Source organism: Streptomyces sp. NPDC004134 (assembly GCF_042874195.1).
Classification (GTDB): domain Bacteria; phylum Actinomycetota; class Actinomycetes; order Streptomycetales; family Streptomycetaceae; genus Streptomyces.
The window spans coordinates 61,590-76,544 of sequence record NZ_JBIAMS010000012.1 but is presented as its reverse complement, the minus strand read 5'-3'; the positions used below and the strand labels follow the sequence as shown (position 1 = coordinate 76,544).

The 14,955-nt window shown below is 72.2% G+C and carries 8 protein-coding genes; 6 read left to right on the top strand and 2 right to left on the bottom strand.

Features of this window, described 5'->3' with window-relative positions; all coding sequences use genetic code 11:
* The first annotated feature begins 135 nt into the window (after positions 1-135).
* The 4 genes from uvrB to ACFYVJ_RS17065 all read left to right on the top strand — a co-directional run bounded on the left by uvrB (position 136) and on the right by ACFYVJ_RS17065 (position 6,409).
* Positions 136-2,268: an excinuclease ABC subunit UvrB gene (uvrB, locus tag ACFYVJ_RS17080; RefSeq protein WP_388891988.1), complete on the top strand. Its 2,133-nt coding sequence runs from the start codon at positions 136-138 to the stop codon at positions 2,266-2,268.
* Positions 2,269-2,427: 159 nt separating this feature from the next.
* Positions 2,428-3,039: a TerD family protein gene (locus ACFYVJ_RS17075; RefSeq protein WP_388891985.1), complete on the top strand. Its 612-nt coding sequence runs from the start codon at positions 2,428-2,430 to the stop codon at positions 3,037-3,039.
* A gap of 72 nt (positions 3,040-3,111) precedes the next feature.
* On the top strand, positions 3,112-5,169 hold the full coding sequence (locus ACFYVJ_RS17070) for a TerD family protein (RefSeq protein WP_388891982.1): 2,058 nt from the start codon (positions 3,112-3,114) through the stop codon (positions 5,167-5,169).
* Positions 5,170-5,401: 232 nt separating this feature from the next.
* Positions 5,402-6,409 carry a TerC family protein gene (locus ACFYVJ_RS17065; protein ID WP_388891978.1) on the top strand — a complete coding sequence of 336 codons (1,008 nt, stop codon included), beginning with the start codon at positions 5,402-5,404 and terminating at the stop codon, positions 6,407-6,409.
* 109 nt (positions 6,410-6,518) lie between these two features.
* Here the strand turns inward: ACFYVJ_RS17065 and ACFYVJ_RS17060 are convergent, their stop codons facing one another.
* Both ACFYVJ_RS17060 and ACFYVJ_RS17055 read right to left on the bottom strand, forming a co-directional pair.
* Positions 6,519-7,175, bottom strand: coding sequence for an MBL fold metallo-hydrolase (locus ACFYVJ_RS17060; RefSeq protein WP_388891975.1), 657 nt, complete (start codon positions 7,173-7,175; stop codon positions 6,519-6,521).
* A 12-nt stretch (positions 7,176-7,187) separates the two neighbouring features.
* Positions 7,188-7,877, bottom strand: a complete 690-nt coding sequence (locus ACFYVJ_RS17055; protein WP_388892293.1) for a maleylpyruvate isomerase family mycothiol-dependent enzyme — start codon at positions 7,875-7,877, stop codon at positions 7,188-7,190.
* A 224-nt stretch (positions 7,878-8,101) separates the two neighbouring features.
* Here ACFYVJ_RS17055 and uvrA point away from each other — a divergent pair, with 224 nt between their 5' ends.
* Positions 8,102-11,074, top strand: coding sequence for an excinuclease ABC subunit UvrA (gene uvrA, locus ACFYVJ_RS17050; RefSeq protein ID WP_388891972.1), 2,973 nt, complete (start codon positions 8,102-8,104; stop codon positions 11,072-11,074).
* A gap of 500 nt (positions 11,075-11,574) precedes the next feature.
* Positions 11,575-14,841, top strand: coding sequence for a phosphodiester glycosidase family protein (locus ACFYVJ_RS17045; protein WP_388892290.1), 3,267 nt, complete (start codon positions 11,575-11,577; stop codon positions 14,839-14,841).
* Positions 14,842-14,955: the final 114 nt, after the last annotated feature.

Genomic DNA, 14,955 nt, shown 5'->3' with positions numbered 1-14,955 from the left:
TGCCGTTTCGGGGCCCGCCGATCTGGCTGGAATTGATCTGGTCGGCGGCCCAGGGAGTTCGGTATTGGGCCAGGTCAGCGAGGACGCCGGGGTGATGCGCGGCGCGTTGTCAGCGGCGGGTCGTACGGTGGGGGCATGCGGCCCGTCACAGACATCCAACGCACCACGGCGCCTTTCGAGGTCGTCAGCTCTTATCAGCCGAACGGCGACCAGCCCGCCGCCATCGACGAGCTCGAACGGCGGATCAGGGCGGGCGAGCAAAACGTGGTGCTGCTCGGCGCGACCGGCACGGGCAAGTCGGCCACGACGGCCTGGATGGTCGAGCGCCTGCAGCGCCCCACGCTGGTCCTCGCGCCCAACAAGACGCTGGCCGCGCAGTTGGCGAACGAGTTCCGCGAGCTCCTGCCGAACAACGCGGTGGAGTACTTCGTCTCGTACTACGACTACTACCAGCCCGAGGCGTACGTCCCCCAGACGGACACGTACATCGAGAAGGACTCCTCGATCAACGAGGAGGTGGAGCGCCTGCGCCACTCCGCGACGAACTCGCTGCTCACCCGGCGCGACGTCATCGTGGTCGCCTCCGTCTCGTGCATCTACGGCCTGGGCACGCCGCAGGAGTACGTCGACCGGATGGTGCCGCTCAAGGTCGGCGAGGAGATCGACCGGGACCAGTTGCTGCGCCGCTTCGTCGACATCCAGTACGCCCGCAACGACCAGGCGTTCACCCGCGGCACGTTCCGGGTCCGCGGCGACACCATCGAGATCTTCCCGGTCTACGAGGAACTGGCCGTCCGCATCGAGATGTTCGGGGACGAGATCGAGGCCCTGTCCACGCTCCACCCGCTGACCGGCGAGGTCATGAGCGAGGACGACGGCCTCTACGTCTTCCCGGCCTCGCACTACATCGCGGGACCCGAGCGCATGGCCAAGGCCGTCGCCGGCATCGAGACCGAGCTGGGCACGCAGCTCGGGACGCTGGAGAAGCAGGGCAAGCTGCTGGAGGCGCAGCGGCTGCGCATGCGCACAACGTACGACCTGGAGATGCTCCAGCAGATCGGCACCTGCTCCGGGGTCGAGAACTACTCGCTGCACATGGACGGCCGCGAGACCGGCTCCCCGCCGCACACCCTGCTGGACTACTTCCCGGAGGACTTCCTCCTCGTCATCGACGAGTCGCACGTCACCGTCCCGCAGGTCGGCGCCATGTACGAGGGCGACGCGTCCCGCAAGCGGACCCTCGTCGACCACGGCTTCCGGCTGCCGTCCGCGCTGGACAACCGCCCGCTGAAGTGGGAGGAGTTCCTGGAGCGCATCGGCCAGACGGTCTACCTCTCCGCCACCCCCGGGCCGTACGAGCTGTCCCGCGGCGACGGTGTCGTGGAGCAGATCATCCGCCCCACCGGGCTCGTCGACCCCCAGGTCGTCGTCAAGCCGACCGAGGGCCAGATCGACGACCTTGTGCACGAGATCCGCACGCGCGCGGAGAAGGACGAGCGCGTCCTCGTCACCACGCTGACCAAGAAGATGGCCGAGGACCTCACGGACTACTTCCTGGAGCTGGGCATCCAGGTGCGCTACCTGCACAGCGACGTCGACACGCTGCGCCGCGTCGAGTTGCTGCGCGAACTGCGCGCCGGGGAGTACGACGTGCTGGTGGGCATCAACCTGCTGCGTGAGGGCCTGGACCTGCCCGAGGTGTCCCTCGTCGCCATCCTCGACGCCGACAAGGAGGGCTTCCTCCGCTCCGGCACGTCGCTGATCCAGACCATCGGCCGCGCCGCGCGCAACGTCTCCGGCGAGGTGCACATGTACGCGGACAGGATCACGCCGGGCATGGAGAAGGCGATCGACGAGACCAACCGGCGCCGCGCCAAGCAGATCGCGTACAACGAGGAACACGGGATCGACCCGCAGCCGCTGCGCAAGAAGATCAACGACATCGTCGCGCAGATCGCCCGCGAGGAGGTCGACACCGAGGCGCTGCTCGGCTCGGGCTACCGGTCCACGAAGCCCGACGCCGCGGCGAAGGCGCCGGTGCCGGAGCTGCGGCAGAAGACGAAGCCCGCCCGCCGCGGCGGGGCCGGGGCCGGTGCGGCGCCCACGGAGACGCCCGCCGCCGATCTCGCCGCGCAGATCGAGGACATGACCGCCCGGATGCGGTCCGCCGCCGCGGACCTCCAGTTCGAGGTGGCGGCCCGGCTGCGCGACGAGGTAGCGGAGATGAAGAAGGAGCTCCGGCAGATGAAGGAGGCCGGGCTGTCGTAGCGCCGGGTTGTGCGGGGCGTGGGAGCGCCCCGGGCGTACGCGGAGCGTGGCCGTCCGGGAGCGCACAACCGGTGGTGTGTAGCAGGAGCGCCACAAATCCTCCTCCGGGGGGAGCACAGGGCCGCTGTCCTGCGTAATGTGCGTGGCAGCGCGCCGGTCATGGCGCGTTCGGAGCAGGAGGGGAACGTAAGCGTGTCGATCAACTTGTCCAAGGGTCAGGCCATCAGCCTGCAGAAGTCCGATGGCGGCACCCTCAGCTCGGTCCGCATGGGGCTGGGCTGGCAGGCCGCCGAACGGCGCGGTCTCTTCGGTAAGCGCACGCGCGAGATCGACCTCGACGCCTCCGCCGTGCTCTTCGCCGACAAGGAGCCCGTCGACGTGGTGTTCTTCCAGCACCTCGTGAGCGACGACGGCTCGGTCCGGCACACCGGTGACAACCTGGTCGGCGGCGCGGGCCAGGGCGGTGACGACGAGTCGATCCTGGTGGACCTGCAGCGCGTGCCGGTGCACATCGACCAGATCATCTTCACCGTGAACTCGTTCACCGGCCAGACCTTCGAAGAGGTGCAGAACGCGTTCTGCCGGCTCGTGGACGAGAGCAACGGCCAGGAGCTGGCGCGCTACACGCTCACCGGCGGCGGCACGTACACCGCCCAGATCATGGCGAAGGTGCACCGGACGGGGTCCGGCTGGGGCATGACCGCCCTCGGCTCGCCGGCCAACGGCCGTACCTTCCAGGACCTGATGCCGTCGATCCAGCCGCTTCTCTAGGAGCGCGGGGACGACCGGTTTCCGAGGCATGACGCGACGTCGACGGCCGCAGCGAGTGCAGGGGAGGGCCGCATGACGGCCGAGTTGGTCCGCGGGCAGAACCATCTGCTGCCGCAGACCCGGGTGGAGATCAGGATTTCGGCGGGGAGCCCGGTGACGCCGGGCGCCACGCTGGGGGGAGAGGACGGCAGGGTCAGCGACCCGGGCCGGATCGCGCACCCCGGCGCGCCGCAACTGCCGGGACTCGAGGTGCCGGGACAGGCGGCGGCGGAGCACCGGCTGGCGGTGGACCTGGACGCGGTGCCGCCGGACGTGGAGCGCGTGCACGTGCTGCTGGCGCTGCCCGCGGGCGTGCCGGGGCCGCGGAGCTTCGGCGCCATAGCGCCGCCGTCGGTGGCCGTCACGGGCCTCGACGGCACGGCGATCGCGCGGTTCGTCATCACCGGCCTGGACAGCGAGTCGGCGGTCACCGCCGTGGAGCTGTACCGGCGGGGCGACGCGTGGAAGATCCGTGCCGTGGGCCAGGGGTACGCGGGCGGGCTCGCCGCCATGCTCGCGGACCAGGGCCTGCCGGAGGCGCAGCAGCTCGCCGCCGACATCGAACGGGCCGTGGCCGAGGGGCTGGCGCGCGCCGTCGCCCCGGCGCCGCCGCCGGTCACCGGCCAGCCGGCCGGTTCCGGGGCCAGGCGGCCGCAGCAGGCCGCCGAGGAGCGGCAGGCGCAGGCAGGACCCGTCGACTACCGCCACCCGCGCCGCGCCGCGGCGGCGGGTGCCGCGGGCGCGTCGGGTGGTTCGAGCGGCGGACCTGGTACGCCTGGCGCGTCCGGTGCGCCGCGCGCCCCCGCGTCCGCCGCGGCGCCCCCGCCCCCCGGTGTCGGGGCCGGCGCGGGCGCGCGTCCCGGCGCCCCGGCCGGCGCGGGCAGCGCCGCCGGCGGCGTACCGCCGCAGTCCGGGGGCTCGCAGTCGGGCCCCGCCGCACCGGTCGCGGGGGACGCCCCCGGCTGGAGCATGGAGGAGCGGCTGTACAACCAGGTCTGGGGCATGTTCGAGGACCTGGCCCGTACGGTCGCGGCGTACCGCAGCGCCGTCGACTTCGCCGACTCCCGGATGGACCGCGAGCTCGACCAGCTCCTGGCCGACCCGCGCGCCCGGATGGGCTCCATCGCCGACTCCGCGCGCGCCGAGGTGCTCGCCCGCCACTCCACCCTGGTGGACCGGGCGCGCGAGGTCCTCGACCGCGACCTCGGGCAGCTCGTCGCCGAGGCCGGCGTCGTCGAGCCCGCGCTGCCGCCCGCGTTCGCCTCCTGGGCGAGTCCCGTGTGGCACGAGTACGAGGTGCCGGAGGACGCGCCGATGGCCCTGCGCCTCGGCGACCTCCACCTGCCCGAGCACACGGAGCTGCGCGTTCCGCTGCTCGTACGGCTGCCGCTGCAGCGCGGCCTGTGGGTGGACAGCGGGACCTCCTCGCTCGGTCCCGGCGCGCTCGAAGGCGACTCCGAGCACGGCTTCCCGGACTCCGCGGAGCGGCGCGCGCTGGCGCTCGACACCGCCGTGGCGCACGCCGCCCGGCTGCTGTCGGTGCACCCGGCGGGCGAGTTCAACGTGCACTTCATCGACCCGGGCGGCACGGCCACCACCGCGCTCACCCCGCTGCTCCACTCCGGCGTCCTGGCCGAGCCGCCGCCGAAGGGCGCCGCGGGCGTCACCGACACGCTCACCCGGCTGACCCAGCGCATCGACCTCGTCCAGATGGCACTGCGCAGCGGCGCGGCCGACGCGCTGCCGCCGGACCTGGACCCGGCGCAGCAGCTCCTGGTGGTCAACGACTTCCCGCACGGCTTCGACGACCGCGCCATCAGCCAACTGCGGTACCTGGCGGACGAGGGTCCTTCGGTCGGCGTGCACCTGCTGGTCGTCGCCGACCGCGAGGACGCCAAGGGCTACGGCCCGCTGCTGGACCCGTTCTGGCGGGGCATGCTGCGGCTGACGCCCACCCCGGACGACCACCTGGCCGACCCCTGGATCGGCCACGCCTGGACGTACGAACCGGCGCGCGCGCCGATGGGCAGCCGGGTGCTGGAACAGGTGCTGGCCCAGGTCGCGGCGGCCCGCCGGGCGCTGCGCCGCTGACGTCGATCGGTCCCGCGTCACCCACGGCCCGCAGGCACTGCGCCTGCGGGCCGTTCGCGTGCCGTACCTCTCCGGCTCGTACAGGCTGTGACCTGCATACTTGATCGGAACTTTGCCATGGCTTGGCTCGTTCTATACAGTCGACGGTTGGGGGTGAGCTTCCAGTTCCACAAGTGGAAGGCACGCCCGGCAACCATCACGCTGAACATGCCGGACTTGCCGCGGAGGACGAGTGGACGTATCGCTGACCCTGTGGGTGCTCACGATCGTGGGCCTGTGTGCCCTGATCGGCACCGACTTCTTCGTCGGCCGGAAGCCCCATGAAGTGACGCTCAAGGAGGCGGGCACCTGGACGATCATCTGGATCGTCCTCGCCGGGCTCTTCGGCGTCGGGCTGTTGATCTGGGGCGACGGCCAGGCGTCCGGTGAGTTCTTCGCCGGCTACGTCACGGAGAAGTCGCTGAGCGTCGACAACCTCTTCATCTTCGTGATCATCATGAGCAAGTTCGCGGTCCCCCCGCAGTACCAGGCCCGGGTGCTCATGGTCGGTGTCCTCATCGCGCTGGTGATGCGCGCGGCCTTCATCGCCGCGGGCGCCGCGCTGATCGCGTCCTTCTCCTGGGTCTTCTACATCTTCGGCGCGTTCCTCATCTACACCGCCTGGAAGCTGATCCAGGAGGCCAAGGGCGACGACGAGGAAGAGGAGTGGGAGGAGAACCGGCTGCTCAAGATGGTCGAGCGCCGCTTCGCCGCCACCGACAAGTACCACGGCACGAAGCTGTTCATCACCGAGAACGGCAAGCGGCTGATGACGCCGATGCTGATCGTCATGCTGGCGATCGGTACCACGGACCTGCTCTTCGCGCTGGACTCCATCCCCGCGATCTTCGGCCTCACCCAGGACCCGTACATCGTCTTCACGGCGAACGCCTTCGCGCTGATGGGCCTGCGGCAGCTCTACTTCCTCATCGGCGGCCTGCTCAAGAAGCTGGTCCACCTCTCGTACGGGCTGTCGGCCATCCTCGGCTTCATCGGCGTGAAGCTGGTGCTCCACGCCCTGCACGAGTCCGGGGTGCACGTCCCCGAGATCAGCACGGCGATCTCGCTGAGCGTGATCGGCGGCGTCCTCGTCATCACGACGATCACGAGCCTGCGGGCCTCGCGCCGCCTGGAGGCGGAGCAGAAGGAGAAGGAAGAGGAGCCCGCCGAGGCCCGCCGCCCGGGCGCGGGCGACGACTGACGAAGACCCTCTGCGTGCCCGGCCCGGAGGGCGTCCGGGCCGGGCACGCGGAGTCCGCCCGTTCGACGGGCAGGGGAAGCCGCCGTCTGCCGGACGGCGGCTTCCGCGCTCACCAGCCGCGTTCGCGCCACTCCGGCAGGTGCGGGCGTTCCGCGCCCAGGGTGGTGTCGTCGCCGTGGCCCGGGTAGACCCAGGTTTCGTCCGGCAGCTCCGCGAAGATCTTGGTCTCCACGTCGTGCAGCAGTGACGTGAAGCGCTCCGCGTCGCCCCAGGTGTTGCCCACGCCGCCCGGGAAGAGGCAGTCGCCCGTGAAGACGTGGGGGTGGCCGTGCGGGTCGTCGTAGACCAGGGCGATGGAGCCCGGGGTGTGGCCGACGAGGTGGCGCGCGGTGAGGGGGATGCGGCCCACCGTGATCGTGTCGCCGTCGTCCACGAGGACGTCCGTGGGGACGTCGATGTCGGCGGCGTCCGCGCGGCCCGCGTAGGTGCGGGCGCCCGTGGCCGCGACGACCGGGGCCAGGGCCTGCCAGTGGTCGCCGTGGCCGTGGGTGGTGACGGCGGAGGTGATGCCGTCGCGGCCGATGAGGGTGAGCAGCGTGTGGGGCTCGTTCGCGGCGTCGATCAGCAACTGCTCGTCCGTCGCGCGGCAGCGCAGCAGATAGGCGTTGTTGTTCATCGGTCCGACGGCGACCTTGGAGATCATCAGGTCCGTCAGCTCGTGCACCTCGGCGGCGCCGCCGACGGTGACCTTGCCCGTGTACGACATGGGGCCAGCCTCTCAGAGCGGGGGCAGGGTCGGCAGTGCGGCGCCGTCCTCCGTGCGTACGCCCGTGCCCGCGGTGCGGCCGGCGAGCCAGCCCATCAGGGCGTACGGGGCGCCGGTGACCCGCACCGGATCGCCGGCGGACTGCGGGGCGCCGGTGGTCCAGGTGCTGCCGTCGGGCGCGGAGAGTGACAGGGGGGTCACCTGTTCGTTGCCCGCGAAGCGTGCGGTGAGGAAGTCGATCTCCCGGGTCACGAACTCCTCCGGGAGCTGGTCCAGGGTGTAGCCCGCGTCCAGGTCCACGTGGTGCAGCTCCACCTCCACCAGCCGCCGGAAGGGGATCCGGGCCATGACATCCGTCACGCCGTTGCGCAGCTCGCAGCGGGCCGCCCAGCCGTCCGCCGGGATGTCCGCCGCGGTCTGCGCCAGCCGGTCCGCGGTCGCCCGTACGTCGTCGAGCTGCTCGGCCAGCGGGCGGTGGGCGCCGGCCTCGATGCCGGCGTCCCGGGCTTCCGCGCTCGCGTACATGGGGCGGCCGGAGAGCACGTTGACCAGGGCGTCGGCGTTGCGGGCGAGGTGGGCGAGCACGTGGCCGCGGGTCCAGCCGGGCAGCGCGCTCGGCGCCCGTACCGCGTCGTCCCCGAGGGGACCGAGGCGGGCGGCGCCGGCGAGGAGGCTGTCGGTGGCGGCTCGTAGGGTGGCCATGTCGCGTACGGGGTCGTACGTGCGACCTGCGCTTTCTGTCATCGGATCCCCTGGAGGCGAGCGGGTGGGAATGCTGGGCCGGACGTCGTTGTCAGACCCAGACGTTAGCGTGTGGCTCGATGGGAGAAAGCTGCGGACAGCTCCGCCGCCACCCCCATACGCTTGACAAGGGGCGCCGTCCGTCCGGACGGTCCCCGCCGCTCATCAAGAAAGGTCCGACCGGCGTGGCCGACCGTCTCCTCGTCCGTGGCGCTCGCGAGCACAATCTGAAGAACGTCTCGCTCGACCTGCCCCGCGACTCCCTCATCGTCTTCACGGGACTCTCGGGGTCCGGCAAGTCGTCCCTGGCGTTCGACACGATCTTCGCCGAGGGCCAGCGCCGCTACGTCGAGTCGCTGTCCAGCTACGCGCGGCAGTTCCTCGGCCAGATGGACAAGCCGGACGTCGACTTCATCGAGGGGCTGTCGCCGGCCGTCTCGATCGACCAGAAGTCCACGTCGCGCAACCCGCGGTCCACCGTCGGCACGATCACCGAGGTCTACGACTACCTGCGGCTGCTCTTCGCCCGCATCGGCAAGCCGCACTGCCCGGTCTGCGGCCGGCCGATCACCCGGCAGTCGCCGCAGGCGATCGTGGACAAGGTGCTGGCGCTGCCGGAGGGCAGCCGCTTCCAGGTGCTGTCGCCGCTGGTGCGCGAGCGCAAGGGCGAGTTCGTGGACCTCTTCTCGGACCTGCAGTCGAAGGGGTACAGCCGGGCGCGGGTCGACGGGCAGACGTCGTCGCTGACCGACCCGCCCAAGCTGAAGAAGCAGGAGAAGCACACGATCGAGGTGGTCGTCGACCGCCTCACGGTCAAGGAGAGCGCCAAGCGCCGGCTGACCGACTCCGTCGAGACCGCCCTCGGGCTCTCCGGCGGGATGGTCATCCTCGACTTCGTCGACCTGGACGCGGACGACCCGGACCGCGAGCGGATGTACTCCGAGCATCTCTACTGCCCGTACGACGACCTGTCGTTCGAGGAGATGGAGCCGCGCTCCTTCTCCTTCAACTCGCCGTTCGGCGCCTGCCCCGACTGCACGGGCATCGGCAGCCGGATGGAGGTCGACCCCGAGCTGATCGTCCCCGACCCGGACAAGTCGCTGGACGAGGGCGCCATCCACCCGTGGTCGCACGGCCACACCAAGGACTACTTCGCCCGGCTCGTCGGCGCCCTCGCCGACGACCTCGGGTTCCGTACGGACATTCCGTGGGCCGGGCTGCCGCAGCGGGCGCAGAAGGCGCTGCTGCAGGGGCACCGGACGAAGATCGAGGTGCGCTACCGCAACCGGTACGGGCGCGAGCGGTCGTACACCACCTCCTTCGAGGGCGCCGTGCCGTTCGTCAAGCGGCGGCACGCGGAGGCGGAGAGCGACGCGAGCCGCGAGCGCTTCGAGGGCTACATGCGGGAGGTCCCCTGCCCGACCTGCAACGGGACGCGGCTGAAGCCGGTCGTCCTCGCGGTCACGGTGCAGGACAGGTCGATCGCCGACATCTCGGCGATGTCGATCAGCGACTGCGCCGACTTCCTCGGTGCGATGGAGCTGAACGACCGCGAGAAGACCATCGCCGAGCGGGTGCTGAAGGAGGTCAACGAGCGGCTGCGGTTCCTGGTCGACGTGGGCCTGGACTACCTGTCGCTCAACCGCGCCGCGGGCACCCTCTCCGGCGGCGAGGCCCAGCGCATCCGGCTCGCCACGCAGATCGGCTCCGGTCTCGTCGGCGTGCTGTACGTGCTGGACGAGCCGTCCATCGGGCTGCACCAGCGGGACAACCACCGGCTGATCGAGACCCTGGTCCGGCTGCGCGACCTGGGGAACACGCTGATCGTCGTCGAGCACGACGAGGACACCATCAAGACCTCCGACTGGGTCGTCGACATCGGCCCGGGCGCCGGCGAGCACGGCGGCAGGGTGGTGCACAGCGGCTCGCTGAAGGAGCTGCTGGACAACGACGCGTCGGTCACCGGGCAGTATCTGTCGGGGAAGAAGGAGATCCCGACGCCGGAGATCCGGCGGCCCGTCGACGGCACGCGGGAACTCGTCGTCCGCGGGGCGCGGGAGAACAACCTCCAGGACATCGACGTGGCGTTCCCGCTCGGGGTGCTCACGGCGGTCACGGGCGTCTCGGGGTCGGGCAAGTCGACGCTGGTCAACGACATCCTGTACACGCATCTGGCGCGCGAGCTGAACGGCGCCCGGAGCGTGCCCGGGCGGCACACCCGGGTCGACGGGGACGACCTGGTCGACAAGGTGGTGCACGTCGACCAGTCGCCCATCGGCCGTACGCCGCGCTCCAACCCCGCCACGTACACCGGCGTCTTCGACCACGTCCGCAAGCTGTTCGCGGAGACGACGGAGGCGAAGGTCCGCGGCTATCAGCCGGGCCGGTTCTCCTTCAACGTCAAGGGCGGTCGCTGCGAGAACTGCTCCGGTGACGGCACGATCAAGATCGAGATGAACTTCCTCCCGGACGTGTACGTGCCGTGCGAGGTCTGCCACGGCGCGCGGTACAACCGCGAGACCCTGGACGTGCACTACAAAGGCAAGTCCATCGCCGAGGTGCTGGACATGCCGATCGAGGAGGCGCTGTCCTTCTTCGAGGCGGTGCCGGCGATCGCGCGCCACCTCAAGACGCTCAACGAGGTGGGGCTGGGGTACGTGCGGCTGGGCCAGCCGGCGCCGACGCTGTCGGGCGGCGAGGCGCAGCGGGTGAAGCTGTCGAGCGAGCTGCAGAAGCGGTCGACGGGCCGCACGGTGTACGTGCTGGACGAGCCCACGACCGGGCTGCACTTCGACGACATCAAGAAGCTGATCGGCGTGCTGACCGGCCTGGTCGACAAGGGCAACACGGTGATCGTCATCGAGCACAACCTGGACGTCATCAAGACCGCCGACTGGGTCGTCGACCTCGGCCCCGAGGGCGGCAGCGGCGGCGGCCTGGTGGTCGCGGAGGGCTCGCCGGAGGAGGTGGCGGCCGTGCCTGCCAGCCACACGGGGAAGTTCCTGCGGGAGATCCTGGGCGACCGGGTGAGCGACTCGCCGCCGGCGCGGAAGCGGGTGACCGCCAAGAAGACGGCGAAGCGCGCGAAGGCGACGCCGGCCAAGGCACCCGCCAAGAAGGCGGCGGCGAAGAAGACGGCCGCCAAGCGGCGCGGCTGAGGTCCGGACCGCGGCGCGCGGCCGGCCGTGCCGCCGGCCCGCGCCGCCGCGTCCCGGCGGCGTACGCCGCCAAGACACCCAGCGCCGCCTCGCGCGCGGTGTCCCGCGGGCCGCGCGGCCGGGGCGCCCGGGCACCGGTCAGGACTGTCACGGCGACACGCCCGCCGCCTCCCACCTGGTACGGACCTTCCTGACACGATCTCAAATGACGGACCGGCGGCGGCAATTGTTCGGTCGGAGTTTGCGCGCGCCCTCTGGTGTAGACCACTCTCCACTGCCAGGCTGTGGCCCGCCGTGCGCAAGAAGCGTGCGTTCCCGTGTCGTTCCAAGGAGAAAACGTGCTCAGAGCGGGAGTACGCAGTAAACCCTTCCGACCCAGGGCCGTCGCGGCAGCGGCGGCTTCCTTGTTGCTCCTCGGCGCCCCCGCGGCCGTCGGCCAGGAGCGGCCCGCCGCCGCGACCGGCGCCGCCGGTGCGGTGTCCGTACCGGCAGGCGAGGGCATGGACATCGCCTCCGTCTCCCGGCCCGTCGCCCCCGGCATGGAACTGACCTCCTTCGAGCGGCTGGAGACCGACAAGTGGCTCAAGGCCGACGCGCTCAGCGTCGACCTGGGGGCCGGCACCCGCGTCGACTACCTCGGCGGCAAGGTCTCCGAGCGCGCCCCCGTCTCCAGGCTCGCCGCGGAGCACGATCCCGGACCCGGCCGCACCACCGTGGCCGCCATCAACGCCGACTTCTTCGACATCAACGAGACCGGCGCCCCCCTCGGCCCCGGCGTCGAGGAGGGCCGCCCGACGCACTCGCCCGCGCCCGGGGTCTCCGAGGCGGTCGGCGTCGGCCCCGACCAGGCGGGCCGCGTGCTCGACCTCTACTTCGACGGCACCCTCACCCTCCCCGACGGCGAACACCCCCTCGGCGGCCACAACGCCGCCAACGTCCCCGCGGACGGCATCGGCGCGTACAACGCCCAGTGGGGCAAGGCCGACCGCGCCATGACCGTCGACGGCGCCACCGAGGTCACCGAGGTCGCCGTGCGCGACGGCAAGGTCGCCGAGGTGACCGCCGGGCCGGGGAAGGGCGCGATAGCCGAGGGCACCACGGTGCTCGTCGGCCGCGACACCGGCGCCAAGCTCCTCGCCCGACTGCGGCCGGGCGACGCGGTGCAGGTGGAGTACGACGTCCGCACCGACGACGGCAGCCCCGTGCCCCGTACCGCGGTCGGCGGCCGCGGCGTCCTGGTCGAGGACGGCGTACCGCAGAACTGGGAGGGCCGGCCGAACAACACCGCCGCCCCCCGCACCGCGGTCGGCTTCTCCAAGGACGGCGGCACCATGCACGTGCTGACCGTCGACGGCCGCCAGGCGGACGCCGGCGGCGTCACGCTCACGCAGTTGGCGAAGATGATGGACGCCCTCGGCGCGTACGACGCGCTGAACCTCGACGGCGGCGGCTCCTCCACCCTCGTCGCCCGCGCGCCCGGCTCCGACGAGCGGTTCGTGGAGAACTCCCCGTCCGACGGCGAGGAGCGGGAGGTGCCCAACGGCCTGGCGTTCACCGCCCCCGGCGGCAGCGGCAAGCTCAAGGACTTCCGTGTCACCACCGTCGCGGAGCCCGCGCTCGCGCCCGGCGTCGACCCGGTGCCCGGCGGCCACCCCGACCGCGTCTTCCCGGGGCTGACCCGCGAACTCGCCGCCGCCGGCTACGACGAGACGTACGGGCCCGCGCCCGGCCGCCCGTCGTGGTCCAGCAACCGCGGCGACGTCGGCGGCGTCGACGGCGACGGTACGTTCACCGCCCGCCGCGGCGGCACCGCGAAGGTCACCGCCCGGCGCGGCGGCGCGTCCGGAAGCGTCGAACTGACCGTCCTGGACGAGCTGGAGCGGATCACGCCCACCAGCGAGCGCGTCGGCCTGGCCGACCCCGGGGACGCGGCGGCCTTCGGGATCGTCGGCCGCGACGCCCACGGCGCCAGCGCCCCCGTCGACCCCGCCGACGTACGACTCGACTACGACCGCGCGCTGTTCGACATCGCCCCGGACGAGCGCAGCGGCGGCTTCACCGTACGGGCCCGCACCACCGAGCCGACGGCCTCCGGCGTGCTCAAGGTGACCGTGCAGGGCAAGGTCACGCACGTCGCGCTGACCGTCGGCCTCACCGAAAGCGTGCTGGCGGACTTCGGGAACGCGGCCGACTGGAAGTTCTCCACCGCCCGCGCCACCGGCTCGCTCGCCCCGGAGCCCGCGGGCCACGCGGGCGCCGGGATGAAGATCACGTACGACTTCTCCCAGTCCACCGCCACCCGCGCCGCGTACGTCACGCCGCCGCAGCGCATCGAGATCCCGGGCCAGCCGCTGAGCTTCGGGCTGTGGATCAAGGGCGACGGCAAGGGCGCCTGGCCGTCGTTGCAGCTCAAGGACGGCGCCGGCGCCGACCTGATACTCCGCGGCGACTACGTCACCTGGCAGGGCTGGAAGCAGGTGGTCTTCCAGGTGCCGGAGGGCACGCAGTACCCGCTGTCGGTCTTCCGCTTCTACCTCGCGGAGGCCAAGCCCGCCAGCCAGTACAGCAGCGAGGTCGTCATCGACGAACTCACCGCGCAGAGCCCGCCCGGGGTCGACCTGCCGCGCACGGCGGCGCACCGCGATCCGCTGATCGACTCGGGCGCCGGGACGGCGGGCCGGGACTGGCGGTACGCGGTGATGTCCGACGCGCAGTTCGTCGCCCGCGAGCCGGACAGCGCGCTCGTCCGGCAGACCCGGCGCACGCTGCAGGAGATCAGGGCGGCCCGGCCGGACTTCCTCGTCATCAACGGCGACCTGGTCGACGAGGGTTCGCCCGCGGACCTGAAGTTCGCCCGCACGATACTGGAGGAGGAGCTGGGCGACGCCGTGCCCTGGTACTACGTGCCGGGCAACCACGAGGTGATGGGCGGCTCCGTCGCCAACTTCGTCGCCGAATTCGGCCCCGCGCAGCGGACGTTCGACCACAAGGGCACCCGCTTCCTCACCCTCGACACCTCCTCGCTGACCCTCCGCGGCGGCGGCTACCCGCAGATCGCGGAGCTGAAGCGGCAGTTGGAGGCGGCGGCGGCGGACCCGTCCGTGCGCTCGGTGACCGTGATCCAGCACGTTCCGCCGCGCGACCCGACCGCGCAGCGCGCCAGCCAGCTCAGCGACCGCAAGGAGGCGCGGGTGCTGGAGGACTGGCTGGCGGACTTCCGGGCCCGTACGGGCAAGGGCGCGGCGTTCGTCGGCGGGCACGTCGGCACGTTCCACGCCGAGCACGTCGACGGGGTGCCGTACCTGATCAACGGCAACTCCGGGAAGGCCCCGGCCACCCCGCCCGGCGAGGGCGGGTTCTCCGGCTGGTCGCTGATCGGCGTCGACCAGGTGACGCCCGGCGAGCAGCAGCGGGCGCGGAACACGCCCTACCGCGGGCTGCCCGACTGGGTGTCCGTGCAGACCCGGCCGCACGTGGACGCGCTGGCGGTGACCGCGCCCGAGGAGGTCCGCGCCGGCCGCTCGGCGGCGGCGTCGGCCTCGGTCGCGCAGGGCGCGCGGCAGGTGCCGGTGGCCTGGCCGGTCAGCGCGGACTGGTCCGGTACGGACCGGCTGCACATCGGCCCGCCGCGGGAGGCGGACCGGGGTGACATCGCGGCGTACGACCCGGCCACCGGCGAGGTGACGGGGCTGCGGCCGGGAACGGTCACGCTGACGGTGACGGTCAACGGCGTCACGCAGGGGGACCGGGTCACGGTCACCCGGTAGCGGGGAGGGCGGTCGCGGGGGGGCCCGGGGGCCCCCCCCCCCCCCCCCCCCGGGGCCGCGGGGGGCCGCCCCCCCCCCCGCCGCCGCGCTCCGCGGGCCGCGCCGGCCGGGCGG